The organism is Pseudomonas sp. PGPPP4, assembly GCF_002256045.1.
GTDB lineage: Bacteria > Pseudomonadota > Gammaproteobacteria > Pseudomonadales > Pseudomonadaceae > Chryseomonas > Chryseomonas oryzihabitans.
Genome location: NZ_NKID01000012.1, coordinates 1 through 24057, shown reverse-complemented (window position 1 = coordinate 24057; position 24057 = coordinate 1). Strand labels below are relative to the sequence as shown.

Sequence of the window (24057 nt, the reverse complement as noted above, 5' to 3'; positions counted from 1 at the left end):
TCTACCTCGTTATAGGCCGGAGGCGGCAGGCAGGCACCCGCCGCGCGTGACGCGCGCTAGTGCAGTACGGGATTGCCCGAGGCCAGGTGCATGACCCGCTCCTGGGTGGCTTCGCCGCGATCGAGAAAGCCGGTGACGGTGCCTTCGTGCATCACCATCACCCGGTCGCTCATGCCCAGGACCTCGGGCAGTTCGGAAGAAATCATGATCACCGCCAGGCCATCGGCGGCCAGCTTGGCGATCAGCCGGTAGATCTCGGCCTTGGCGCCGACGTCGATGCCGCGGGTGGGCTCGTCGAGGATGAGGATGCGCGGGCGGGTCATCAGCCAGCGGGCGATCAGCGCCTTCTGCTGGTTGCCGCCGGAGAGGTTGGCGATGCACTGGTCCAGCGAGGGAGTCTTCACCCGCAGCTGCTGGCGCATCTCCTCGCAGAGCTGATCGAGGCGCTGCTGCTGCACGAAGCCGCCGCTGGCGAAGCCGTTCAGCACCGCCACCTCCATGTTTTCCCCCACCGACAGGCAGGGAAAGATGCCGGTGTCCTTGCGGTCTTCGGTAAGCAGCGCCAGGCCTTTCTGGATGGCGAGGCAAGGATCGTTCATGCGCACCGGCTGGCCGTCGATGCGGATCTCGCCGGCGGTGGCCGGGGTCACCCCGAACAGCGTCTCGGCGACGTTGGTGCGCCCCGAGCCCATCAGCCCGGCGATGCCCAGCACCTCGCCGGCGCGCAGGTCGAAGGAGACGCCGGAAAACACCCCGTCCAGCCCCAGGTCGCGCACCGACAGCAGCACCTCGTCACGCGGCGCGGTGCGTTCCGGGAACAGCTGAGTCAGCTCGCGCCCCACCATCATGGCGATCAGGCCGTCGCCGTTCATGCTGTCGGCGCGCTGCAGGCCGATGTACTGGCCATCGCGGAACACCGCGACCTCGTCGGCGATCTGGAACACCTCGTCCATCTTGTGGGTGATGTAGACGATGCCCTTACCCTGGGCCTTGAGGTCGGCGATGATGGAAAACAGGTGCGCCACCTCGGTCTCGGTGATGGCCGAGGTGGGCTCGTCCATGATCAGCACGTCGCTGTCGTAGGACACCGCCTTGGCGATCTCCACCATCTGCCGCCCGGCGATGGACAGGCTGCCCACGCTGTCTTCCGGATCCAGGGCGATGCGCAGCCGGTCCAGCAGGGCCTGGGTCTGGCGACGCATCTTGCCGTGATCCACCAGGTGCAGGGCATTGAGCGGTTCGCGACCCAGCCAGATGTTCTCGGCGATGGTCATGAAGGGCATCAGGTTGAGTTCCTGGTGGATCATGGCGATCCCCGACTGCAGCGCCTGCAGCGGCGTCTCGAAGCGCACCGGCACGCCGCGCAGCCGCACCTCCCCGGCATCGGGCTGGTAGATGCCGGCGATGATCTTCATCAGCGTCGACTTGCCCGCGCCGTTTTCGCCCATCAGCGCCAGCACGGTGCCGGGACGCACCCGCAGCTGCACGTGGGACAACGCCTTGACGCCGGGAAACTCCTTGGTGACATCGACGATTTCCAGCAGGTAGTCGCTGGGTGCGGCCGTGGCCGCAGGGGCGGGAGCTGTGGCAGGGGTGGCGGAACTGAGCATGATCACGATCTCCTCGCGGGCGCCGACCGGGCGGCGCGGGCCGCTGGTCAGTGAGGGGTGCGGGGCGCAGGGCGGGCCGTGACGGCATTCGCCAGGTGCGGGCAGGTGCCTGGCGGACAGGAGATCGGAGACCCATGCAGGGACAGGAAGCGGGATGGCATGACGGCACCTTTTATTCTTGTTGAAGGGCGCGCTCGCCGAGGCAAGCGGGCCGCTGTACGTCTTGGCTTGCTCTCGACTCTATTGGAAAATAAATTCCAGTCAATATCTTTTTGGAATTTTTAGGTGATAACGATCACCGGTCTCCGACCTGATCGGCGCCGGGTGGAAAGGCCCCGAATAGACGAAACGGGCAGTCCGCTGTCGGACTGCCCGTTTGGTGTGGAAAACCGTGCTGGCGCGGCGCCCTGCCCCTCTTGCAGGGCGGCGCCGCCGCCTCAGGTCATTTGGTCATGGCCTGGAATTCGGCGACGTTTTCCGGGGTGATCAGGCGGAAGGGAATCAGCACGTTCTGCTCGCCCGGGGTCTTGTTGATCATCTTCAGCGCCGCATCGAGGGCCCCTTCGGCCTGGCCCTTGGCGTCCTGGAACACCGAGACCGTCACCAGGCCCCGCTTGATGGCGGCCAAGCCATCCGGCGTACCGTCGACCCCGGTGACCAGCACGTCCTTCTTGCCGGCCTGGCGCAGGGCCATGGCCGCGCCGATGGCCATCTCGTCGTTGTTGGCGAAGATGGCGTTGAGCTCCTTGCCGGCCAGCAGCCAGTTGCTGGTCAGGTCCATGGACTTGTCGCGCTGCCAGGCCGCGGTCTGCTCCTCGACGATCTTGATGTCCGGGTACTTGGCCAGGACTTCCTTCACCCCGGCGGTGCGGTTGTGGGTGGAGTTGTTGGCCAGATCGCCCAGCAGGATGGCCACCTGGCCCTTGCCGCCGAGCTTGTCCGCCACGTACTGCGCCTGCAGGCGGCCGGCTTCCTTGTCGTCGGAGGTCACCGCCACCACGCCCGCCGGCAGCTTGGGATCGTCGGGGCGGCGGTTGATGTAGACGATGGGCACGCCGGCCTTGGTGGCGGCCTCGGTCAGGGTCCGGGTGGCGGCGGTGTCCACCGGATTGACGATGACCGCATCGACCTTCTGGCTGATGAAGCTCTGCACCTGGCTGAGCTGCTTGACCACGTCGTTGCGGGCGTCCTCGAATTGCAGTTGCACGCCGTCGGTCTTGGCCTTCTTGGTCATGTATTCGCGCACATAGGTGAGGTAGTTGTCGTCGAACGACGACATGGTCACCCCGACCTTGAGGTCCGCCAGGGCCGCGCTGCTGCCCAGCAGCAGCGACAGCGCCAGAGTGGCAAAGCGAGTTTTTTTCTGCATGGTTCAGGCTCCATTCGTGGGGTGACGATCAGCAAGAGGATCAGGCGGGCGCAACGGCCAGGCGCACCTCGGGCGCCACGCGGTCTAGAACCGGGCGAAGCCTGGGCGGACGCCGGACAGCGTGGGGATCAGTGGGGGCGGTAGAACACCGCGGCGCCGGGCGAGGCGCAGAGCACGGCGCCGCTGCGCTCGTGGCAGAACAGCCGGCCGAGCAAGGCGAGCAGCCGGGAGGGACGCTGCACCTCGAGGCGGTGCACGGTGGAGAGGGCGAGACGGAAGGAATGCGTGGAGTGGTTCATGTGACGGCACCTATTATTGTTGTCGGGGCGCAGGGCCCTGGTGACTCGTTTCTGCAACTGCTCTCGACTCTATTGGAAATTTAATTCCACAACAAGAGCAAAATAGAAATTTCATTCGACATGCATGGATGACTGCCGTGTGTGCCCCTGGGCACCTGCTCGCGGCTGCTCCGCCGCCGCTGCGAGGCTCTCTACCGCCAGGCTTTCACCCGTTTGGGCACTCTGCCGCGCCGCCTCCAGGATTGCCTGGCAGGCCAGGGTTTCCCGCGGCGTGACCGGCAAGGGCGCGCCCTCGGTCAGGGCGGCCAGCCAGCCTTCGTAGAACAGGTCCCAGCGGCCCCGTTCGCTGGGCACCCGCGCGCGCTCCTCGCCCACGCTCAGCCAGCCCCAGCGCTGATGTTCCTCGGCGCCCCAGTTGCCCTTTTCGCTGCGCGGGGTACGCCCCTGGCGCAGGGCCGCGGCCTGGCCATCCAGGCCATCGACGCTATAGACGCCCCGCTCGCCGACCACCCGCAACCGCTGCGGACAGCGCTGCAGGCCGCTGCCCGAAAGGTGCGAGATCACCCCCGAGCAATGGCGCAGGGACAGAAAGAATTCCCGCTCCCGGGCGGGATCGCCACGGGGGAACTGCGCCTCGGCATAGACCCGTTCGACCGGCCCGAACAGCAGCAGCGCCTGGTCCACCAGATGGCTGCCCAGTTCGAGGAGCAGTCCCGCCTCGATGCCCAGGCCCGCCGCGGCCAGGTCCGTCAGTTGCAGGCGCGACTCGAAGAGGCGTACCCGGCCCAGGCGCTTCTCGCGCAGCAGGCGGGCCAGGGTAAGCAGATCCGAATCCCAGCGGCGCGGTTGATGGATGCAGAGCGGGACGCCGAGCCGTTCGGCCAGCGCCAGCAGCTCCTCGGCCTCTGCCAGGGTCCTCGCCAGCGGCGCCGCGCAGACCACCGGCAGGCCCCGCAGCAACGCCTCCCGCACCTGCGCCGCCCGTTCGCCGAGGGGCGTGGCGATCACCAGGCTGTCCACCCCGGCGGCGATCAGACCGGCCATGTCGGCATGGCAGGTGACGCCGGGATACGCCCTGCTCAGCTCGGCGCCTTGCGCCGATGAGCTGGTCACCACCCCCACCAGCTGGGCGCCCGGGGTACTGGCGATCAGCGGTGCCTGCAGCAGGCGCCCGGGGCCGTCGTAGCCGACCAGTCCGATTCTCACGTGCGGAGCCTCCCCTGCAGGCAGCTCATCCCCGCGGGCGACCTAGTCGTAGAAGGCCGGCCGGCTGGGCAGGGTCACCGGCTCGATGGCGCCGCTGTCCTGCGCCTTGATGCAGGCGTCGGCGGTAACCGCGGCGATATAGCCGTCCCAGGACGATGGTCCGGTCAGCTGGCCGGCGGCGAGGTCGTCGATGAAGGCCTGCAGCTCCACGTCGTAGGCGGCGATGAATCTGTCCTTCCAATCCATCAGGATCTCGTTGGACAGCCGCGCCTCGCTGCGCAACTGCACCGAGGTCGGCTCCGGCAGGCGGGCGATGCCGCGCTCGCCGACGATCTCGCACTGGATGTCGTAGCCGTACTGGCAATTGACGAACACCTCGACGTCGATGCGCACGCCCTTGGCCGTTTCCAGCAGCACCACCTGGGGATCGCGCAGGTGCTCGCGCGCCGCCGGCGCCTTGCGCGGGAACACCACCTGGGCGGACACATAGTGATCGTCCAGCAGCCAGGCCAGCACATTGATCTCGTGGATCAGGGTGTCGGTGATGGCCATGTCGGTGCTGTAGTGCTCGCTCACCGTGGGATTGCGGTGAGCGGCGTGGATCATCAGCGGCGCGCCGATGCGATCGGCGTCGACCACTGCCTTGAGCTGGCGATAACCGGCGTCGTAGGGCCGCATGAAACCCACCTGCACCAGTCGCTTGCCGTGGGCCTGCTCGGCTTCGACGATGCGCCGGCAGCCCTCGGCGGTGGTCGCCAGGGGCTTTTCGCAGAACACCGGCTTGCCGGCGGCGATGGCGGCCAGCACGTATTCCTCGTGGGTCGGGCCCCAGGAAGCGACCAGCACCGCCTGGACGTCCGCGGCGGCGATCAGCGCATGGCCGTCGGCGTAGACCTCTGCGGTGATGCCCAGCTCCTGGACCACCCGGGCGGCCTGTTCGGCGTTGATGTCGGTCACCGCCACCACGCGACTGCCCAGCAGGGTGTGGCTCAGGCGGCGGATGTGTTCGCGGCCGATGGCGCCGGTCCCGATGACACCGATGTTCAAGGTCATGACTTCATTCTCCGATTTGGACTTGTTGTGGAGTGAGCGGCGCTCAGTACTGGCGGGCCTGGGCGGCTTTTTCCCTGAGCACCCGGGCGACGGCGGCGATCTTTTCGCTGGTGGAGACCTCCGCGCCGCCGACCCGCCACCAGGACAGGTAGCCGTGCAGCATGGTCTTGGGCAGCACCTTGATGTCGATCAGGGTGGAAACCGTTTGCCGTCGGGCATCGGTCAGGGCCGCTTCCAGCTCTTCCAGGGTGCGCACGCTGTAGGTCTTGCAGCCGTAGGCGGCGGCGCTCATGGCGAAGTCCACCGGCACGAAGTCGCCGTCGAGCCGGCCGGTCTCCGGATTGCGGTAGCGGAATTCGGTGCCGAAGCTGCCCATGCCATGGCCGACCTGCAGGTTGTTGATGCAACCGAAGGTCATGTTGTCGAGCAGCACCACGTTGATCTTGCGCCGCTCCTGGATCGAGGTGGCCAGCTCCGAGTGCAGCATCTGGTAGGAACCATCACCCACCAGCGCATAGACCTCGCGCTCGGGCTCGGCCAGCTTCACCCCCAGGGCGGCGTTGATCTCGTAGCCCATGCAGGAATAGCCGTATTCCAGGTGATAGGTGTTGACGCCCTTGCTCTGCCAGGCGCGCTGCAGGTCACCCGGCAGGCTGCCGGCGGCGGCGACGATGATGGCGTCGTCGTCCAGCCGCTCGTTGAGGCGGCCGAGCACCTGGCTCTGGGTCAGGGACGAACCGGTCAGGCGGACGAATTCCTCCAGCACCGCGCGCGGCAGGTCGTCGTCGATCTCCGGTACGAAGTCGGCGCCGGTGTAGCCCACTGCATAGACCCGCTCCACCTCCTGGCGATAGCGCTCGCGCGCCTCGCCCACCTGGGCGCCCCAGCCGGCACGATAGTCGGTGGCGCCCAGCGCCTCGGTCAGCGCCAGGAGCGCTTCGCGGGCATCGGCCACCACGGCCAGGCCGTCGAGCTTGCCGGCGTCGAAGGCGGCCACGTTGAGGTTGAGAAATTCCACCTCGGGATGCTGGTAGAGCCATTTCGAGGAGGTGGTGAAATCGGTGTAGCGGGTGCCCACGCCGATGATGAGGTCGGCCTCCTTGGCCAGCAGGTTGGCGGCCAGGCAGCCGGTCTCGCCGATGCCGCCGACATTGAGTTCGTGGCTGGAGACGACCGCGCTCTTGCCGGCCTGGGTCTCGGCGAAGGGAATCTCGAAGCGCTCGGCGAAGCGCTGCAGGGCCTCGGCGGCGCCGGAATACTTCACCCCGCCGCCGCAGATCAGCAGCGGCTTGCGCTTGCGCTTGAGCAGCTGCACCGCCTCTTCGATGGCGGCGGCCACCGGCGGCCGGCGATCCAGGCGGTGCACCCGCTTGGCGAAGAAGTAGTCGGGATAGTCGTAGGCCTCGCCCTGGACATCCTGGGGCAGCGCCAGGGTCACGGCGCCGGTCTCGGCCGGATCGGTCAGCACGCGCATGGCGTTGATCGCCGCGCTCATCAGCTGCTCGGGGCGGTTGATGCGATCCCAGTATTTGCTCACCGCGCGAAAGGCATCGTTGGTGCTGATCGACAGGTCGTGGAATTGCTCGATCTGCTGCAGCACCGGATCGGGCTGGCGACTGGCATAGACGTCACCGGGCAACAGCAGCAGCGGAATGCGATTGGCGGTGGCGGTGGCCGCGGCGGTCAGCATGTTGGCCGCGCCCGGGCCCACCGAGGAGGTGCAGGCATAGATCTGCCGGCGCAGCTTCTGCTTGGCGAAACCGGTGGCGGCATGGGCCATGCCCTGCTCGTTGCGGCCTTGGTGCACCACCAGGTCACCGGCCTCCTGCTCCAGCGCCTGGCCCAGACCGAGCACGTTGCCGTGGCCGAAGATGGTGAAGACGCCGGCGACGAACTTGGTCTCGACGCCATCGACACTGAGGTACTGGTTGTCGAGAAATTTCACCAGGGCCTGGGCCATGGTCAGACGTTGGGTGCTCATGGCTTCTCCCCGGTCACTTGGCGGTGGGCATGCTGAATTCGGCGCCCTTGGCGATGCTGTCGGGCCAGCGCTGCATCACGCTCTTGTAGCGGGTGTAGAAGCGCAGGCCTTCTTCGCCATAGGCGTGGTGATCGCCGAACAGCGACCTCTTCCAGCCACCGAAGGAATGCCAGGCCATGGGCACCGGGATGGGCACGTTGATGCCGACCATGCCCACCTTGATGGTGCGGGCGAAAACGCGGGCGATGCCGCCGTCGCGGGTGAAGCAGGAGACGCCGTTGCCGAATTCGTGGGCGTTGATCAGCGCCACCGCACTGGCGAAGTCCGGTACCCGCACGATGCCCAGCACCGGGCCGAAGATCTCTTCCTTGTAGATGGTCATCTCCGGGGTCACGCCGTCGAACAGGGTGGCGCCAACGAAGAAGCCGTTCTCGGCGCCGGGCACCTTGAAGTTACGGCCATCGACCAGCAGCTTGGCGCCCTCCTCCACCCCCTTGGTGATATAGCCCTCGACCTTGGCCTTGTGCTGACCGGTCACCAGTGGGCCCATGTCGGCGTCGCTTTCCACGCCGTTGCGTACCCGCAGGGCGTCGATGCGCGGCAGCAGTTTCTCGATCAGGGCATCGCCCACCTCGCCCACCGCCACGGCGATGGAGATGGCCATGCAGCGCTCCCCGGCCGAACCGAAACCGGCACCGATCAGGGCATCGGCGGCCTGGTCCAGGTCGGCGTCGGGCATCACGATCATGTGGTTCTTGGCGCCACCCAGGGCCTGGACGCGCTTGCCGCGGCGGGTGCCTTCCTGGTGGATGTATTCGGCGATGGGCGTGGAGCCGACAAAGGAGATGGCCTCCACGTCCGGATGCTGCAGGAGGGCGTCCACCGCCACCTTGTCACCCTGGACCACGTTGAACACGCCATCCGGCAGCCCCGCCTGCTTGAGCAGCTCAGCGAGCAACAGGCTGGCGGAAGGATCGCGTTCGGAAGGCTTGAGGATGAAGGTGTTGCCGGTGGCCAGCGCCATGGGAATCATCCACAGCGGCACCATCACCGGGAAATTGAAGGGGGTGATGCCGGCGCACACGCCCAGCGGCTGGCGCAGGTTCCAGTTGTCGATGCCGCCGCCGATGTTGTCGCTGTAGCTGGTCTTGGCCAGGTGCGGCGCGCCGCAGGCGAATTCCACCACCTCGATGCCGCGGGTCACCTCGCCCATGGCGTCGGACAGCACCTTGCCATGCTCGCGGGTGATGGTGGCCGCCAGCTCCTTGTGGTGCTGGTCGAGCAATTCCTTGAAGCGAAACAGGATGCGCGCCCGGCGCAGCGCCGATTGCTCCGACCACTCGGGAAAGGCCGCCTTGGCGGCGGCGACGGCCTGGTCCACGGTCTGCACCGTGGCCTGGGCGACCCGCGCCTGGACCACGCCCTCGGCGGGGTTGAAGACGTCGCTGAAGCGCTCGGCCTGGGTCGAGACCGCGCCGTTGATGTAGTGCCCGATGACGGGGGTGTCGCTCATGTCCTGAATCCTCGTGTCCTGGGGTCGCCGCTGCGGCGCGTGCGAAAGGGGGGTTACCGGGTCAGCAGCCACTCGTGCTGCGGATCGTTGTGGAATTTCCAGACGCGCCGGGGGCCGGCCATCACGTTGAGGTAATAGGATTCGTAGCCATAGGGCACGCTGACCGGGTGATAGCCGCGCGGTACCAGCACCACGTCGTGGTCTTCCACCGCCATGGCCTGGTCCAGATCGCGCTCGTCGGTGTAGACGCGCTGGAAGACGAAGCCCTGGCCCGGATCGATGCGGTGGTAGTAGGACTCCTCCAGCAGACTCTCCGCCGGCAGGTTGTCGCGGTCATGGCGGTGGGGCGGATAGCTGGAGGAATGCCCGGACGGGGTGCGCACCTCCACCACCAGCAGCGAATGGGCGGCCGCGGTGTCCGGCAGGATGTCGCAGACATAGCGGGTATTGGCGCCCTTGCCGCGGGTGGAACGCTGCATGCTCGCCGGCTCGATCAGCCGCGGTGGCAGCCGATCTGCCACCACCGGATTGCCCGGCGAGGTGCAGACGGCGATTTCGGCGGCGCTGTCGGCGGTCACCCGCGCCTCGCTGCCGGGCGGCAGGTAGGCGGCATAGGGCGAGACGTCCTCGAAGACGCTCTGGCGACCGGCCAGCCCGCGCCAGGCGAAGTCGCCCAGTTGCGGATGCCCGCCTTCGATACTGGCGCCGCCGCTGAGCAGCACGATGCAGACCTCCAGGTCACCCGCCAGCACCGGCAGGGATTCCCCCGGTTGCAGGCGATGGGCGGCGAAGCCGACATAGTCCAGGGCACCGGCCGGGACGCTGACGATGTCACGGGCGCTCCGGTCGGCTTTGACGAGCAGATTCATTGCAGGTCTCCTCAGGCAGTGGCCTGCGCCACCAGCTGGCGCAGATGGTCGTAGCCCTTCTTGGCGTATTCGTAGGCCGGCGCCACGGCCGGGTCCTGCTCGGCTTCCACCACCAGCCAGCCCTGGTAGCCGGCGGCCACCAGCACCTTGAGCAGCGCCGAGAAGTCGATGTCGCCATCCCCCGGCACAGTGAAGGTGCCGTTGAGGATGCAGTCCGGAAAGCTCCACTGGTTGTTGCGCGCCAGCTGCACCACGGCCTTGCGCACATCCTTGAAGTGCACATGGCAGACCCGGTCGATATGTTGCTGCAGTACGCTCAGGGGGTCGCCACCGCCCATGTAGCAGTGACCGGCATCGAACAGCAGGCCGACGTCCGGGGAGGTCAGCGCCATCAACCGGGCGATGTCCTCGGGCGCTTCCACATAGGCGCCCATGTGGTGGTGATAGGCCAGGCGCAGGCCCTGGCTCAGGGTAAAGGCGGCCAGGCGATCGAGCTTTTCGGCATAGGCCTGCCAGGCGGCGTCGCTGTGGAAGCGCGGCCGCTCGATCAGGGGAATACGCTGACCCTGGATGGAACCGGCCACCTCGCCATAGACCAGCACCCTGGCGCCGTTCTCGGCCAGCAGCCGGCAATGGGGACGGATCGCCTCGATCTCGGCCTCGACCTCACGGTGCGCCAGACCGCTGGAATACCAGCCGGAGACCAGCTCCAGGTCGTGCTGGCCGAGCACCTCGCCCAGCGCCCTGGGTTCGCTGGGAAACTTGCCGCCCAGCTCGAAGCCCTGGAAGCCGATTTCCTTGCCCTCGCGCAGGATGGTTTCCAGCGGGGTGTCGCCGCCCAGCGCCGGCAGGTCGTCGTTGGCCCAGGAGATGGGGTTGATGCCGATCTTGAGTTGTTGTTGTGCGGTCATGTCAGCCTTGCTCGTCAGGAGGCGATCAGGCGCGGGCGTCGCGCCAGGCCTGGATCAGGAATTCGAAGTTGCTGCGGATCTGCGCGATCAGCGCGCGGTCGTCGATCTCGCCGGCCAGCCAGGCCCGACTCGGCTGGGCGAAGATGGTCCGGCCCACGGCGAAGCCCTGGCAGCGCTGGCTGGCGCTGGCCTGCCGAAAGCCTTCGGCCAGCTCCTCGGCCGGGGCGTTGAGACCCAGCAGCACCACGCCCTGGCAATAGGGATCGCGCTCGGCGATCAACTGGTCGAGTTGCCTCCAGACGGCGGCCGGCTGCGCCTCGATCTTCCACCACTCGGGATAGATGCCCAGGTTGTACAGCCGCTTGATGGCGCGATAGAGCACGTCCGGCCGGCTGGACGCATGGTTCTTGGGCGGGATGACCTCCAGCAGGAGTTCATGACCGCTGGCCTGAGCCGCCTGGTACAGCCCCTTGAGCTGGGCCTCCTGCTCCAGCCGCAGCAGCGGCTCGTCATCGGGGTGGAATTGCACCAGGCACTTGATGATCTGCTCGCTCGGCCAGCTCAGCAGGGTGCTGCCCACCGAGCGGCCATGCTCGAAGGCCAGGGGTCGCGAATTCTGCAGTTCCACCGGCCGGGCAAGCCACCAGCCACGGCCGCTGGCGGCATTCAGGGCATCCTGGCCGAAGCGCTCGTCGGCAAGCAGCCCGACATCCGCCGCCACGCCCTGCTCCGCCAGCGCCTGCTCGACCTCGGCGATGGCCTGGACGAACAGTTGCTTGAGCGCCGGAATCCGCGCCGGATCGGCGCCCACCTGCTGGGCACTTTCCACCAGCTGGTAGCGGTGATCGAAGGCGAAGATGAACAGCTGTTGCCAGGTACGGCGGCGGACGCTGACCCGGTGCAGGCGGGTGAGCACGGGATCGAGGTCGGGCCGGGTGATGGGCACCGGGCTGTGGTGGAGGTAGTCCAGTTCGGCCAGGGTCGGCATGGCCGGGGCGCAGCCGTGGCGCGACACCACCAGTCCGCCGCAGGCATTGGCCAGCCGGCAGCATTCGGCATCGTCGCCGCCGGTCAGCCAGCCGCGCAGGAAGCCGGACATGAAGGCATCGCCCGCGCCCAGCACATTGAGCACCTCGACGCGGATGCCGCGATGGATCTCGCCGTCCTCGAGACACGCCGGGATGGCGCCGTGGAGCACCGTGCAGCCCTGGGCGCCGAGCTTGACCACCAGCGTCGCCGCGGTCACCTCGCGCACCCGGCGCAGGGCGGTGAGCAGGTCTTCGCTGCCGCCGGCGATCTGGAATTCCTCCTCGGTGCCCACCACCAGGTCGAAGCGCGGCAGGATGCGCTGTACATGGGCGCTGACCTCGGCGCTGGCGATGAAACGGGTCTCGCCATCGGCCTTGCCGGTCAGCCCCCAGAGCACCGGGCGGTAGTCGATGTCCAGCACCCGCTTCACGCCATTGCGCTCGGCATAGTCCAGGGCCCGGCTGCTGGCCTGGAACACGCCCGCGGTGGAGAAGTGGGTGCCGGTGATCAACAGCGCCTTGGCGCTGGCGATGAAGGCCTCGTCGATGTCGTCCGCGCCCAGTGCCATGTCGGCGCAATTCTCGCGGTAGAACACCAGGGGAAAGGTCTCGCGGTCCTTGATGCCCAGCAGCACCAGGGCGGTGAGGCGCTCGCGATCCACCTGGATGCCACGGGTGTCGCAGCCTTCCTGCGCCAGCGTCCGGGTCAGGAAGCGCCCCATGTGGTCGTCGCCGACCCGGGTCAGCATCGCCGACTTCAACCCCAGGCGCGCAGTGCCGAAGGCGATGTTGGCGGAGGATCCCCCCAGGTACTTGGCGAAGCTGCTGACGTCTTCCAGCGGCGCCCCGATCTGCTGCGCATAGAGGTCGACGCCCAGTCGCCCCAGGCAGATGACGTCCAACTGGCGTCCGCTGGCGAAGAAATGATCACCCATGGGTGGCTCCTGCTTATTGTTATCGGCCAACCGCGCGGACCCGAGGGGCCGAACGTGTGAGTGAGCTCAGGCTAGAACGACGCCGCGGACAAATCAACAAATTTTCCACATGAGATTTTATGGAATTTAATTTCCATAAGTGGCGTACACTGCTCCTGCCGCCCCACTTCGACGCCGCCCGGCGAATGGGTTAAGTTGCCGGCACAAGAATCCCTACCGTGAGATAGCCCATGTCCTCCGACTCCCCGGCCGACGACCCCCTCAGCAGCGTGTCGCTGGCCGATCCGCCCGGCAACGTCGAGCAGTTGCTGGCCTGCATCGCCCGTGACTACGAGGCCCTGCCGCGCCAGCTGAAACGGGTAGCCGCCTATGTCAGCCAGCAGAGCGACAGGGTCATGGTGGATCGCATCAGCGATATCGCCGGGCAGTGCGAGGTGCACCCCTCGGCCATCGTGCGCTTCTCCCAGCGCTTCGGCTTCAAGGGCTTCAGCGAGATGCAGGCGCTGTTTCGCGAGGCCTACACCCACAAGACCACGCCGGTGCAGAACTACCAGCAGCGCATCCGCAGCATGATCGCCAACAAGAGCCAGCGCGCCAGCAGTGGCGATCTGGCCCGCGAATGCATCAACGCCACCCGCTCGGGCCTGGATCGACTCGCCGAGGAACTGGACGACGCCGCCTTCGACAAGGCCGTCGACCTGCTGGTGAACGCCGAGAACATCTATGTGGTGGGGGTGCGCCGCTCCTTCGCCGTGGCCGACTACCTGGTCTACAACCTGCAGCACACCAACAAGCGCATCCACCTCATCACCGGCCTGGGCGGCGGCTATCGCGAGCAGATGCGCAGCATCGCCCAGGGCGACCTGCTGATCGCCATCAGCTTCAGCCCCTATGGCAAGGAAAGTCAGCAGTGCGTGCGCATCGCCCAGCACCACAAGGCCAAGACGCTGATCATCACTGACAGCAATCTCTCGCCCCTGGCCAAGCGCGCCGATTCGCTGCTGCTGGTCAACGAGGGCAGCGCCTTCGCCTTCCGGTCGCTGAGCGCCACCCTCTGCCTGTGCCAGGCGCTGTTCCTGGCCCTGGGCTATCGCCTGGAGTTGAAGATGGACGAGATCCAGCTGCCGCTGGACGAGGACGACTAGCCGGCAGCGAACGGGCGCAGCAGCCGGACAGGCCCTGGCAGGGCTGCGCAAACGCTTGATCGACAAACAGAAATTTCTTGAGCAGAAGGCTTGACAGCCACCAGCGCCTTGCCAATAATGCGCGCCTCGGATGGCTACGTAGCTCAGCTGGTTAGAGCATAGCATTCATAATGCTGGGGTCCGGGGTTCAAGTCCCTGCGTAGCCACCACCTATTTTCAAGGGTCAGCGTAAGCTGGCCCTTTTTTATTGCCCACGAAAAAATCCAGCCGATGGCACCGCTTTTAATCCCCTCTCCCTCTGGGAGAGGGCTAGGGTGAGGGTACCGCCGCCCCTCTCCTGAACAGCCTGCCCACCCCTCAGATAAGCCCCGCCCAAGCAGACTCAAGCCACAGGCAGCACCGCTCTTCATCCCCTCTCCCCCCCGGGAGAGGGCCAGGGTGAGGGCCCGCTTCACGCCAACCTCAGCCCCACCCATGAAAAAGCCCGGCCTAGGCCGGGCTCGATCACCGCGTAAGCAGCTTACAGCGCGACCTTTTGCTTGCTCTCCACCTCTTCCACAGCCGCCGCGTCCTGGGTGTCGATGGACTGCACCAGTGCCTTGGAGCTGAAGGCCCGCAGGTCGCGCAGGAAGTTGTCGCGCCAGGAGGCCAAATCCGCTTTACGGATCACCCGCATCATGTCTTCGTAACGCGACTTGCGCTCTTCCAGCGGCATGCGCAGCGCCCGGTCCAGCGCTTCGGCCATGCCGACATGGTCGTAGGGATTCACGATCAGCGCCGAATTGAGTTCGCGCGCCGCCCCGGCGAAGCGCGACAGCACCAGCACGCCCGGATTCTCCGGGTCCTGAGCCGCCACGTACTCCTTGGCCACCAGATTCATGCCATCGCGCAGCGGCGTCACCAGACCCACGTCGGAGGAGCGGAACAGCCCCATCACCGTGCGGCGGTCGTAGCTCTTGTTCAGGTAGCGGATCGGCGTCCAGTCCAGCTCGGAGAAATGGCCGTTGATATGGCCGGCATGGCTCTCCAGCTGACGGCGGATGTTCTGGTAGGAGACCACGTCCGCCCGCGACGAAGGCGCGATCTGCACGAACTGCACCGCCCGATGATGCTCGGGAAAATGCTCCAGCAGCTTCTCGAACGCCTGGAAGCGCTCCACCAGTCCCTTCGAATAGTCGAGTCGGTCGACGCTGACGATGGTCTTGTAGGGCACGCCCTCGATGCTGCGCGAGATGAACTGGCGCCGCGTGCGATAGGACTCGGCCTGCTTCTGGATGACGTCCGGCATCACGCCGATGGGATAGACGCCCACCCGGAAGTTATGCCCGTAGGCGGTCAGGCTACCGTCCTTCTCCAGCACGCCGCGTACCTCGCGGGTGATGTAATCCTGGAAGGCCAGCTGGTCGGTATCGGTCTGGAAGCCGATCAGGTCGTAGAAGCACAGGGTCTTGAGCAATTCGTTGTGCGGCGGGATCGCGGTGAGGATTTCCGGCGCCGGAAAGGGAATGTGCAGGAAGAAGCCGATGCGATTGCGGATGCCCAGCATGCGGCAGGCTTCGGCGAAGGGAATCAGGTGATAGTCGTGCACCCAGATGATGTCATCGGGCTTGAGCAGCGGCTTCAGGCGTTCGGCCATGGCCATGTTGACGCGTCGATAGCCGTCGTACTCTTCCCGGTTGTAGCGCGCCAGATCGATCCGGTAGTGGAAGATCGGCCAGAGGGTGGCGTTGGAGAAACCGCGGTAGTAGTGGTCGTAGTCGCGCTTGGTCAGGCCAAAGGTCACATAGTCGATGTTGTCCTTGGTCTGGGTCTTGGCCGGCCCGTTTTCCTTGACCGTCTCGCCGTTCCAGCCGAACCAGATGCCGCCCGACTTGCGCAGGGCGTCCAGTACGCCCACTGCCAGACCACCCGCGGTCGCCTTGCCTTCCTCGATCGGGGCCACCCGATTCGATACCACCACTAAACGGCTCATCCTAATCTCCTTGCTTATAATGTGGCGCGAGGTCACGGCTCAGCTGCTGCAGCCAGAGGGCCACCGCTTCCACCGAAGGCAGGCGGGTCTTGGCGACCGTCTCCCCCTCTCCTACCTTGACGGTCAGACCGCCTCGCGCATTGACGACGGTGAACCCCTCTTCATCGGTACGATCGTCACCGAGAAACACCGGCAGGCAGCCGGCAAAGGGTTCCAGTTCGAGAAAACGGGCGATGGCCTCGCCCTTGCTCGCCGCAGCGGGCTTGAGTTCAAAGACGCATTTGCCCGGTTGCAACTTGAATTCGGGATGGTCGGCGGCGATGCCTTCGGCCAGTTCGCGCACCAGGGCTTCCTTGTCCGGCGCCTGGCGATAGTGCAGGGCGAAGGCCACGCTCTTGCGCTCCAGCAGCAGGTCCGGATGGTCGGCCAGGGCCGCTTCCAGGCGGGCGCCGACCTGCGCCAGCACCGCGGCGTCCAGGGTCACCCGATGGATCTCGCCTTGGGGATCGCGCCATTCGGCACCATGTACGCCAGCCGCCGGCAGTTGCAGCGGCCTGGTGAATCCGTCGATCTCCGCCAGCGGTCGCCCGGAGACCACGGCGACGCCATGGTGGCGCGCCAGCTGCTCGAGCGCAGCGAGGGTTTCGGCGGGAATGAAAACCTGTTCCGGACGTGGCTGCAGTTCTGCCAGGGTGCCATCCAGATCGAAGAAGAAGGCCAGCGGCTGGCCCGATGAGGTGAGGCTGTCGAGGTCGATCATGAGAGGTACGACTGCCGGGTCACCGTATGGTTCGTTCACACCTTCCGGCGGTGCCGAGGAATTCCCCTTGCCGGCTCGTAGTCGGATTCAGGGAGATGCTCTAGCAGCCCTGCCTTTGGAGACCACCATGAACAAGCCCGAAATCACCAAGACCCCCGAAGAGATCGACGACATCCAGGATCGCATGGGTGACATGCGCGAACTCGACTTCAGCGATCGCAAGGACGAGCGTCAGGGCCGTGCCGGCGACGAGATGGATGAACGCGACTACGAAGGCCAGTTTCCCGAAGAGCGCGTGCGCCAGGCCGGCATGACCGGTGGCGAGACCCTGGATCATCAACCGACCATGGACGACGCCAGTCCGGAGACCCTGCTGGACGAGACAGGTGCCCGCTCGCCAACCGACTACGGCGATGCCTGGCCCAACGACAAGGAGCTGAGCGTGGTCGAGGACAGCGACATCGGCGGTGGTTCCGGCCAGGACGAGGCCGAACTCGGTCGCAGTCACCCCCTGGACGGCCAGGCCTGGGACGGCGAAGCCGACGAACCCAACGAAGCCGAGACCCAGAGAGACGCCCGCTACGCCGATCTGGACGCCAACGACGAAGACCTCGCCGGAGACACCGGTCTGGACCTGGACGAAAAGCGCGCCGATCACTGAAACCGCTGAAGGCCTAGTCGAGCAGCGTACAGGCCATCACCAGCGCATCTTCACGGCCGCCGACCGCGGGATAATAATCCCGCCGGCGGCCGATCTCGTTGAAGCCATAGCGTTCATACAGCCGGTAAGCCGCCTGATTGCTGGCGCGCACCTCCAGAAAGCACTCGTTGGCCTTGGCCTTGCGTGCTTCCTGCAGCAGGTGTTCCAGCAGCCGCAGGCCGAGACCGCGGCCCTGGCTTTCCGGTTTGATGGTGATGTTGAGCAGATGGGCCTCGTCGAGGATGACGTTGATCACCCCATGCCCCACCTGCTGCTCGCCGGCCGTCATCACCCAGCAGTCGTAGGACTTGAGCGCATCGCTGAAGATGCCACGGGTCCAGGGGTGGCTGAAGGCCTGATACTCGATCTTCAATACCGTGTTCAGATCGGCTTCGGTCATCCGCCGAAAGCTCACCGCATCGTTCATTGCTGTTCCATCCAGCGGCGCCGCAACGGGCGCATGGCTTGCCAGAGCGAGGCCTTGGCGGCCGGCTCTTCCATCAAGATATCCAGTCCCGGTACCAGCCAGGCCGGTCCCAGGGCGGTGTCCCGCTCCACTCCGGTGAGCTGCGCATCCGCAACGCCACTGCAGCGCCGCGCGGCGCCGCCGATCAGCCAGAGGCCCAGGCCTTCGCCCAGGCGTTCCTGGTGCCCCGAGACGAAGCTCTGCACGAATTCGGCCGCCGCCGCCGGGCCCTGGTCGAGTTGACCGCTGTTGAGCAGCGGCCAGCGAATGGGCTCCTCGCTGACGATCCGCGGCGTGTCCGGCAGGCCGGCAGCGCGCAGCAGATCCCGCAGCAGCAGATAGGCTGGATCGCGCGAGCCCAGGGTGTCGCCGGTGGGCAACTCCAGCAGCAGCAGGCAACGCCCGGCCTGGAGCAGCTGCAGGGCGAAGCGCGGCGCCGGCTCCCGTGGTGGCGGCGGCGCCCGCTCCGGTTCCGGCTCTGCCACCGGAGTGGCAACGGGCTTCAGCGTCGCGGGTCGCGGGATCTCGATACGCGGTCGATGCGCCGCCGGTGCCTCGACTGCCGCAGCGGCCGGCGCGGCCTTGGCCACCGGCTCCGGGCGGACCACCCGGGCGGCAACGGGCGCCTCTTCCGGCGCCTCGACCCACAGGGCTTCCGGCCGCGAAGGCGCGGCGAAGGGCAACACCGTGCGCGGCACCCAGACATCCAGCTGCAACGCCTGCAGATAGGCGCGACGACGCGCCTCGGCGGCAAGCGAGGGGCTGATGGAGGGGGCGGGGTCGGACATGGGCGGATCCTAAGAGCCTGCTCTGACACGCGGCAGGATTATGCGGGGCGGCATTGTCGCGCGGATCGCCTCAGATCGAAAGGCCGCCCTGCCCATCGGTCCCACCGCGGTCACATCGAAGGCTCTGGCGTCTGGAGTACAATGGCGCTTTTGTCTGGTGCGGTCCCCGCCATGATCGACCCCAAACGCGTCCTGCGTACCCTCGCCGAACACTGGCACCTCATCGACCCGCTGTGCGCCCACTTCGACAGCGGCACCCTGGGCCTGGCCGAGTTGCGTGCCCGCCTGGCCGAACAGCTGCCCGAGCGCACGCCGGCCGACCTCACCGCCCTCCTCGACACCTGGATCCGCCTGGACATCCTGGTGCCGGTGGCCAAGAGCCCCAATCGCTTCGAACTCAATGGCCAGATCCACGACTTCCTCGGCTATCTCAGGCGCGAACACCGGCTGGGCCTGTGCCTGGAGATCGAGGCCTACCTGCGCCACCTGGAGCGCCTCGCCGGCCACATCCGCGAAGCCTTCGACAACCGCGACGGCCCCGACCTCGTCCGCCAGTTGCGCCTGCTGGACATGCGCGTGCGCGATGTCCTCAAGAAGCTGGCCAACGACGGCCATGCCCTGGAGGGCGTCGCCGAGCGCGCCAAGACCAGCGATCGCCAGATCCCCCTGCGCCAGCGCTATGCCGAGGTGCTGGCCACTTGGGACGAATACGTCGAGCCGATGATCCAGCTGGTGGCCGCCGACGGCGCTTTCGAGCGCGGGGTGCACCGCGTCGAACAGGTCCTCCTGCACCTGCTGGGCGAACAGCAGCGCCTCGGCCAGCTGGTCGACGACGACCTGCTGTTGCGCACCCAGGCACGCATCCTGGAGATGCACAACGCCGCCCAGCTGGCCCTGAGACGTGCCCGCGAATTGCTGCTGCCGCTGCGCGAGGAAGCGCGTCGGCACAACGCCGTGACCCGCGGCGCCGCCCTGGCCCTGGCCACCATTCGGCGCAAGGGCCTCGACGCCGTGCCCCAGGCCGCCCTGCCCCTGTTCAGCCGGCCACAGAGCGTCTTTCTCGGCACCACCGCCCAGGTGGAAAGCTATGTCTACGCCCTGGCGCGCTTCGAGCCCAAGCCGGCGCGCTTCCCCAGCCAGAACAGTCGCCCGCGGGACAGCGAACGCCCGGCCGCGCCCCGTACCGCCCGCGAGATGCTCGATCTCTGCCAGGACGCCCTGCCGCTGCCCGATCTCATGGCCTGGCTGCTGGAACAGGAACCGGCCGGCGACACCGACGAGTTGCTCTACTGGTTCTCGCGCCTGTCCCGCGATACGCGCTTCCAGCGCCAGCGCCTGGATCGCCGCCACTACGACACCCTCGAACACCGCGTCAGCCTGTGCTCCTACGCCCTGACCGCCCGATCCCTCGCGAGCGACGCCCATGCAACTTGATCTCAACGAAATGACCCAGCTCGCGCCCATCTTCCGCGAGTTGTTCAAGGGTTATCACCTGTCCCGCAGCGAGCCCGAAAGCTACGCCCAGCTCAGCCAGCAGCAGGACCAGTACCGCGCGCTGTTCCGCGCCCTCGGCTTCGAACTGGTCTGCGATCCGCGCGGCTTCTACTACTTCGTGCCCGAGCAGATGGGCGCCCAGGTCAACAAGACCGCCCAGCGCCTGGCGCTGTTCACCTTCATCCTGGTCGAGCACCTGGCCGACCAGGGTCGCGACCCACTGGCCGTGCTCGACGGCGGCACCCTGGGCCGGCACGAGTTGCCGGCGCTGCTGGACAAGTACCGCGACCTCTTCCTGCAGGCCGAGGTCACCACCCAGGAAGAGCTGGAGGAAAAGATCCTGCGCCGCCTGACCCAGCTCGGCTTCGCCCTGGACAGCAACGGCACCTACCGCTTCCTGCCGCCCATGCACCGCTTTCTCGATGTCTGCCTGACCGTGCAACAGGATCGCGACCTGGCCGCCGGCCTGCATGCCAGCGACCTGCCGCTGCCGGCGCCGACCCTCGCCAGCGACGAAGACGACAGCGAGCAGGAAGGCGCCGACGAGGATGACGAAGAGGCCGCCCTGGCCCGCGCCATCGCCGCAGAACGGGAGTTCGACCTATGATCCGCTACGGCATCAGCCGCTTCGCCCTGCTCAACACCGCCGGCTACAGCCTCGGCCTCTTCCCGCTGGAACAGCCGCTGTCGGTCTACGGCGCCAACAACCTGGGCAAGAGCGCCTCGATCAACGCCCTGCAATTCCCCATCCTGGCGCGGCTCTCCGACATGAGCTTCGGCAAGTACAGCAACGAGCAGTCGCGCAAGTTCTACTTCGCCACAGACACCAGCTACATCCTCATCGAACTGCGCCTGGCCCACGGCCCCCACGTCATCGGCGTGGCCGGTCGCGGCCCGGGAGGTGGCTTCGGTCACCAGTTCTTCGCCTATGCCGGCGAACTGGATCTGGCCCACTACCAGCGCGACGGCGCCTGCCTGCGCCAGCGCGAACTCTTCGCCAGTCTGGAGCGTGCCGGCCTCAAGGCCTATGAGGTCAAACCCGAGGAATTGCGCCGCCTGCTGGTCGGTGGCCATACCAGCATTCCACTGGACCTGACGCTGATCCCGCTGCGATCCACCAGCGAACAGAGTCTCAAGACCTTCCGCGCCCTGTTCATCAACCTGCTGCACATGCGCGAGATCACCGCGGCCAAGCTCAAGCAGCTGTTTCTCGATGCCTTCGAGCACAGCCTGAGATCCGGCAGCGTCGACTACATCGCCGCCTGCGAGGAAGCCTTCCGCGACGTCCGCCGCATGGAGCAGGACTACCAGTCGCTGGTCGCCGCCGGCCCGCTGGTGGAAGCCCTGGCCAATGGCGTCGAGCAGCGCGACCGCCTGAGGGGCAAGCTGCATCGCCTCTCGCCGCTGCTCGACAGCCTGCTCGGCACCTGGCAGCACTACGCACTCGACCGTCGCGACGAACTCCTGGCCCAGACCGAACACTACCGCCAGGAACAGGACGGTCTGCAGCAGAACCAGCGCGACGGCACCAGCGAACTGATGCGCCGCGAGCGCGAGATCAGCGGCCTGCAGCGCTGGCTCGCCGAGCTGGCCCAGCTCAAGCACCGCTTCGCCCTGGTGGAGTCCACCGCGCCCCTGGAAGCCCAGCTGCTGGCCGCCAAGGACGCCCACGACGAACTGGCCGGCGCTTTGTCCCAAGCGCGTCAGTTCAGCAGCGAAGACCTCGACCAGCGCGTCCGCGAACTGGAGCAGCGCCTCAAGGGTATTCGCCAGCAACTCGACCACGCCGACAACAACAGCTACGCCCGCCTGCGCGAGGAATTCAGCCAGGCCGACGTCGACCGCCTGATGCGACTGTTCAACGGCCAGCTGTTCAGCCTGCCGCTCGGCCCCAAGGGCGTCGAACTGAGCGAAGACGGCAACTGGGTAAAGACCTTCGAAGGCATCCTGGCGCGTTTCCAGGGCGATCGCCTCGAATTGCCGGGTCTGTCCCTCGACCTGTCTGGGATAGAGCCACCCACCCTGCAGGCGCTGGCCGATCGCGCCGCCCTGCGTGACCAGAAGGACCGCCTGGAGCGCGAACTCAAGCAACTCAAGGCGCAGCAGGGCGTCAGCCTCGACCGCCAGGCTAGCAAGGCCCAGGCCGAAGCCCTCTATCAGCAGGTCCTGGATGCCCAGAAGGCCCTGGAAGACTTCCGTCGCTGCCAGACCCTCGGTGCCGAGGAAAACGAAAAGCTCGAACAGCTGGCCCAGCTGGAAGCCGCCCAGGACGAACTGAGACGCGCCGGCGACGCCTTCACCGAACGCGTCCAGCAACTCTCCGCCAAGCTGCAGCTGATCGGTCGCCAGCTGGCCGACCTGGAAGCCAAGGACCGCACCCTGGCCGACGCCCTGCGCCGCCGCCAGCTGCTGCCCACCGACCTGCCCCAGGGCACGCCCTTCATGGAAGCGGTCGACGATTCCCTGGAAAACCTGCTGCCGCTGCTCAACGACTACCAGGACACCTGGCAGGCCCTGCAGCGCGCCGACACCCAGATCGAGGCGCTCTATGCCCAGGTCCGCCTCAAGGGCGTTGCCAAGTTCGACAACGAGGAAGACCCCGAGCGCCGCCTGCAGCTGCTGGTGAACGCCTATGCCCATCGCCAAGACGAAGCCCTGACCCTGGCCAAGGCCCGCCGCGCCGCCGTCACCGACATCGCCCGGACCCTGAGAAACATCCGCAGCGACTACGACAACCTCGAACACCAGCTGCAGCTGTTCAATCGCGAGATCAATCGCAAGCAGGTCTCCAACCTGGAGAGCTTCCGCATCGTCCTGGCGCCGAACAAGGAGGCGCTCAAGCACATCGACCAGATCATCCACAGCGCCGGTCAGTATGAGGAAGGCGAAACCCTGTCGGTCTTCGATCTCACCCAGGACAGCAGCCAGGACCAGAAGAACGAGGACGCCAAGGAATACCTGGCACGCCTGGTGGCCGCCAACGGCAACCAGCTCGGCCTCAAGGACCTCTTCGAACTGGCCTTCGAGATCACCAAGCAGGGCGGCCAGCCGATCCTGCACACCGATATCGACGGCGCCGCCTCCAACGGCACCACCATGACCATCAAGGCGCTCACCAACATGTACCTGTTGCTGCACCTGATGGACCGGGAGCAGGCCGCCAAGATCCGCCTGCCCTACTACCTGGACGAAGCCGCGGACATCGACGAACGCAACCAGCAGGCGCTGATCGAAACCAGCCAGCAACTGGGCTTCGTGCCCATCCTGGCCAGCGTCAAACCCCAGGTCAGCGCCCAGGTTGCCATCGACCTCGAAGGCGGCAGCGGCCCCGGCGGCATCTACATCGACGAAGCCGACTGGAAGTACATCGCCAAACGCGACCTGGCCCTGCCCGAACCCGTTTGAACCCCTTCCAGAACGCAAAAAGCCCGGCAAATGCCGGGCTTTTTCTTTTCTTGCTCGCGTAACGCTGCGGTAGGTTGGGTCGAGCGCACCTCCAGCCATTCGATCGCGGCCATGGGCCGCTCCTACGGCATGCCTCCTTGTAGGAGCGGACGCATCGGCGGACAACCATGGCTACAACAGCCCGGCGCAGCCGGGCTGTCGTGGCTCTTAGGCTTTTACGAGCTTCAGGCAGCATCCATCTGACAGGCCTGCGCCAAGCTCTCCGCTACTCCGCTTCTAGTCCCCTCTCCCCCCGGGAGAGGGCTAGGGTGAGGGCAATCTCAACTCCGCAGCCCCAGGCTTCCATTGGCCGATTCTCTGCCCCCAGCGCCCAGGCACCCTGCCGCCCCGGCCAAACTTTTCCCGCCCTAAAGACAACACCCCCGCCAGAGTGAACTGAGCGGGGGTGCTGGGTGTTAGGCGCTTGACGATGACCTACTCTCACATGGGGAAGCCCCACACTACCATCGGCGATGCATCGTTTCACTTCTGAGTTCGGGAAGGGATCAGGTGG

Annotated in this window: 19 protein-coding genes, 1 tRNA gene and 1 rRNA gene; 6 read left to right on the top strand and 15 right to left on the bottom strand. The window is 66.5% G+C overall.

Annotation, left to right across the window (positions count from 1 at the left end; genetic code table 11):
- Window positions 1-56: 56 nt before the first annotated feature.
- The 10 genes from CFE50_RS19065 to CFE50_RS19020 form a co-directional block, all read right to left on the bottom strand.
- Entirely contained in the window at window positions 57-1610 is a 1554-nt protein-coding gene (locus CFE50_RS19065; protein ID WP_286736778.1) for a sugar ABC transporter ATP-binding protein, read from the bottom strand.
- Window positions 1611-2052: 442 nt separating this feature from the next.
- Window positions 2053-2979 carry a sugar ABC transporter substrate-binding protein gene (locus CFE50_RS19060; RefSeq protein ID WP_027599141.1) on the bottom strand — a complete coding sequence of 309 codons (927 nt, stop codon included), beginning with the start codon at window positions 2977-2979 and terminating at the stop codon, window positions 2053-2055.
- A gap of 128 nt (window positions 2980-3107) precedes the next feature.
- Window positions 3108-3278 (bottom strand): hypothetical protein, encoded by a 171-nt coding sequence (locus tag CFE50_RS19055; protein ID WP_155951353.1) that lies wholly within the window; start codon window positions 3276-3278, stop codon window positions 3108-3110.
- A gap of 111 nt (window positions 3279-3389) precedes the next feature.
- Window positions 3390-4484 carry a Gfo/Idh/MocA family protein gene (locus tag CFE50_RS19050; RefSeq protein WP_286736776.1) on the bottom strand — a complete coding sequence of 365 codons (1095 nt, stop codon included), beginning with the start codon at window positions 4482-4484 and terminating at the stop codon, window positions 3390-3392.
- A 42-nt stretch (window positions 4485-4526) separates the two neighbouring features.
- Complete coding sequence (iolG, locus tag CFE50_RS19045) at window positions 4527-5537, bottom strand: bifunctional inositol 2-dehydrogenase/D-chiro-inositol 1-dehydrogenase (RefSeq protein ID WP_058791981.1); 1011 nt, start codon at window positions 5535-5537, stop codon at window positions 4527-4529.
- Between the two features lie 43 nt (window positions 5538-5580).
- Entirely contained in the window at window positions 5581-7518 is a 1938-nt protein-coding gene (iolD, locus tag CFE50_RS19040) for a 3D-(3,5/4)-trihydroxycyclohexane-1,2-dione acylhydrolase (decyclizing) (protein ID WP_286736774.1), read from the bottom strand.
- A gap of 13 nt (window positions 7519-7531) precedes the next feature.
- Window positions 7532-9031 carry a CoA-acylating methylmalonate-semialdehyde dehydrogenase gene (locus tag CFE50_RS19035; RefSeq protein WP_286736772.1) on the bottom strand — a complete coding sequence of 500 codons (1500 nt, stop codon included), beginning with the start codon at window positions 9029-9031 and terminating at the stop codon, window positions 7532-7534.
- Window positions 9032-9084: 53 nt separating this feature from the next.
- Window positions 9085-9900 (bottom strand): 5-deoxy-glucuronate isomerase, encoded by an 816-nt coding sequence (gene iolB / locus CFE50_RS19030; protein WP_286736770.1) that lies wholly within the window; start codon window positions 9898-9900, stop codon window positions 9085-9087.
- Between the two features lie 11 nt (window positions 9901-9911).
- Window positions 9912-10811: a myo-inosose-2 dehydratase gene (gene iolE / locus CFE50_RS19025; protein WP_286736768.1), complete on the bottom strand. Its 900-nt coding sequence runs from the start codon at window positions 10809-10811 to the stop codon at window positions 9912-9914.
- A gap of 25 nt (window positions 10812-10836) precedes the next feature.
- The gene (locus CFE50_RS19020; RefSeq protein ID WP_286736766.1) at window positions 10837-12774 is read right to left on the bottom strand and encodes a bifunctional 5-dehydro-2-deoxygluconokinase/5-dehydro-2-deoxyphosphogluconate aldolase; all 1938 of its coding nucleotides are present in this window, start codon (window positions 12772-12774) and stop codon (window positions 10837-10839) included.
- 230 nt (window positions 12775-13004) lie between these two features.
- Between CFE50_RS19020 and CFE50_RS19015 the strand changes: the two genes are divergently transcribed.
- Both CFE50_RS19015 and CFE50_RS19010 read left to right on the top strand, forming a co-directional pair.
- Window positions 13005-13919 carry a MurR/RpiR family transcriptional regulator gene (locus CFE50_RS19015; protein ID WP_241808458.1) on the top strand — a complete coding sequence of 305 codons (915 nt, stop codon included), beginning with the start codon at window positions 13005-13007 and terminating at the stop codon, window positions 13917-13919.
- 132 nt (window positions 13920-14051) lie between these two features.
- Window positions 14052-14128, top strand: a tRNA-Met gene (locus tag CFE50_RS19010).
- 311 nt (window positions 14129-14439) lie between these two features.
- Here CFE50_RS19010 and otsA read toward each other — a convergent pair.
- Both otsA and otsB read right to left on the bottom strand, forming a co-directional pair.
- Window positions 14440-15891 carry an alpha,alpha-trehalose-phosphate synthase (UDP-forming) gene (gene otsA / locus CFE50_RS19005; protein WP_241808459.1) on the bottom strand — a complete coding sequence of 484 codons (1452 nt, stop codon included), beginning with the start codon at window positions 15889-15891 and terminating at the stop codon, window positions 14440-14442.
- A gap of 1 nt (window position 15892) precedes the next feature.
- On the bottom strand, window positions 15893-16651 hold the full coding sequence (gene otsB, locus CFE50_RS19000) for a trehalose-phosphatase (protein ID WP_027599132.1): 759 nt from the start codon (window positions 16649-16651) through the stop codon (window positions 15893-15895).
- Window positions 16652-16778: 127 nt separating this feature from the next.
- Here otsB and CFE50_RS18995 point away from each other — a divergent pair, with 127 nt between their 5' ends.
- Entirely contained in the window at window positions 16779-17312 is a 534-nt protein-coding gene (locus CFE50_RS18995; protein ID WP_241808461.1) for a hypothetical protein, read from the top strand.
- Window positions 17313-17325: 13 nt separating this feature from the next.
- Here the strand turns inward: CFE50_RS18995 and rimI are convergent, their stop codons facing one another.
- Window positions 17326-17778, bottom strand: coding sequence for a ribosomal protein S18-alanine N-acetyltransferase (gene rimI / locus CFE50_RS18990; protein WP_007161501.1), 453 nt, complete (start codon window positions 17776-17778; stop codon window positions 17326-17328).
- Window positions 17775-18605, bottom strand: a complete 831-nt coding sequence (locus CFE50_RS18985) for an energy transducer TonB (protein ID WP_286736758.1) — start codon at window positions 18603-18605, stop codon at window positions 17775-17777. Before CFE50_RS18985 ends, rimI begins: the two co-directional genes overlap by 4 nt.
- 171 nt (window positions 18606-18776) lie before the next feature.
- Between CFE50_RS18985 and mksB the strand changes: the two genes are divergently transcribed.
- Genes mksB through mksF form a run of 3 tightly spaced genes read left to right on the top strand, consistent with a single transcriptional unit; the run spans window position 18777 to window position 23504 of the window.
- The gene (gene mksB / locus CFE50_RS18980) at window positions 18777-20039 is read left to right on the top strand and encodes an Mks condensin complex protein MksB (RefSeq protein ID WP_286736756.1); all 1263 of its coding nucleotides are present in this window, start codon (window positions 18777-18779) and stop codon (window positions 20037-20039) included.
- On the top strand, window positions 20029-20706 hold the full coding sequence (mksE, locus tag CFE50_RS18975) for an Mks condensin complex protein MksE (protein WP_286736755.1): 678 nt from the start codon (window positions 20029-20031) through the stop codon (window positions 20704-20706). Before mksB ends, mksE begins: the two co-directional genes overlap by 11 nt.
- On the top strand, window positions 20703-23504 hold the full coding sequence (gene mksF / locus CFE50_RS18970) for an Mks condensin complex protein MksF (RefSeq protein ID WP_286736754.1): 2802 nt from the start codon (window positions 20703-20705) through the stop codon (window positions 23502-23504). The genes mksE and mksF overlap by 4 nt, the downstream gene beginning before the upstream one ends.
- 461 nt (window positions 23505-23965) lie before the next feature.
- On the opposite strand, the gene rrf is transcribed toward mksF, so the two are convergent.
- A 5S ribosomal RNA gene (rrf, locus tag CFE50_RS18965) occupies window positions 23966-24057 on the bottom strand; the annotation flags it as partial.

Excerpts from the sequence above, each read along its gene's own strand:
- otsA (WP_241808459.1), bottom strand. The coding sequence starts at position 15,891 with ATGAGCCGTTTAGTGGTGGTATCGAATCGGGTGGCCCCGATCGAGGAA.
- CFE50_RS19060 (WP_027599141.1), bottom strand. The coding sequence starts at position 2,979 with ATGCAGAAAAAAACTCGCTTTGCCACTCTGGCGCTGTCGCTGCTGCTG.
- mksE (WP_286736755.1), top strand. The coding sequence starts at position 20,029 with ATGCAACTTGATCTCAACGAAATGACCCAGCTCGCGCCCATCTTCCGC.
- CFE50_RS18985 (WP_286736758.1), bottom strand. The coding sequence starts at position 18,605 with ATGTCCGACCCCGCCCCCTCCATCAGCCCCTCGCTTGCCGCCGAGGCG.
- CFE50_RS19055 (WP_155951353.1), bottom strand. The coding sequence starts at position 3,278 with ATGAACCACTCCACGCATTCCTTCCGTCTCGCCCTCTCCACCGTGCAC.
- mksF (WP_286736754.1), top strand. The coding sequence starts at position 20,703 with ATGATCCGCTACGGCATCAGCCGCTTCGCCCTGCTCAACACCGCCGGC.
- iolB (WP_286736770.1), bottom strand. The coding sequence starts at position 9,900 with ATGAATCTGCTCGTCAAAGCCGACCGGAGCGCCCGTGACATCGTCAGC.
- CFE50_RS19035 (WP_286736772.1), bottom strand. The coding sequence starts at position 9,031 with ATGAGCGACACCCCCGTCATCGGGCACTACATCAACGGCGCGGTCTCG.
- mksB (WP_286736756.1), top strand. The coding sequence starts at position 18,777 with ATGATCGACCCCAAACGCGTCCTGCGTACCCTCGCCGAACACTGGCAC.
- CFE50_RS19065 (WP_286736778.1), bottom strand. The coding sequence starts at position 1,610 with ATGCTCAGTTCCGCCACCCCTGCCACAGCTCCCGCCCCTGCGGCCACG.
- rimI (WP_007161501.1), bottom strand. The coding sequence starts at position 17,778 with ATGAACGATGCGGTGAGCTTTCGGCGGATGACCGAAGCCGATCTGAAC.
- CFE50_RS18995 (WP_241808461.1), top strand. The coding sequence starts at position 16,779 with ATGAACAAGCCCGAAATCACCAAGACCCCCGAAGAGATCGACGACATC.
- iolD (WP_286736774.1), bottom strand. The coding sequence starts at position 7,518 with ATGAGCACCCAACGTCTGACCATGGCCCAGGCCCTGGTGAAATTTCTC.
- CFE50_RS19015 (WP_241808458.1), top strand. The coding sequence starts at position 13,005 with ATGTCCTCCGACTCCCCGGCCGACGACCCCCTCAGCAGCGTGTCGCTG.
- iolG (WP_058791981.1), bottom strand. The coding sequence starts at position 5,537 with ATGACCTTGAACATCGGTGTCATCGGGACCGGCGCCATCGGCCGCGAA.
- iolE (WP_286736768.1), bottom strand. The coding sequence starts at position 10,811 with ATGACCGCACAACAACAACTCAAGATCGGCATCAACCCCATCTCCTGG.
- otsB (WP_027599132.1), bottom strand. The coding sequence starts at position 16,651 with ATGATCGACCTCGACAGCCTCACCTCATCGGGCCAGCCGCTGGCCTTC.
- CFE50_RS19020 (WP_286736766.1), bottom strand. The coding sequence starts at position 12,774 with ATGGGTGATCATTTCTTCGCCAGCGGACGCCAGTTGGACGTCATCTGC.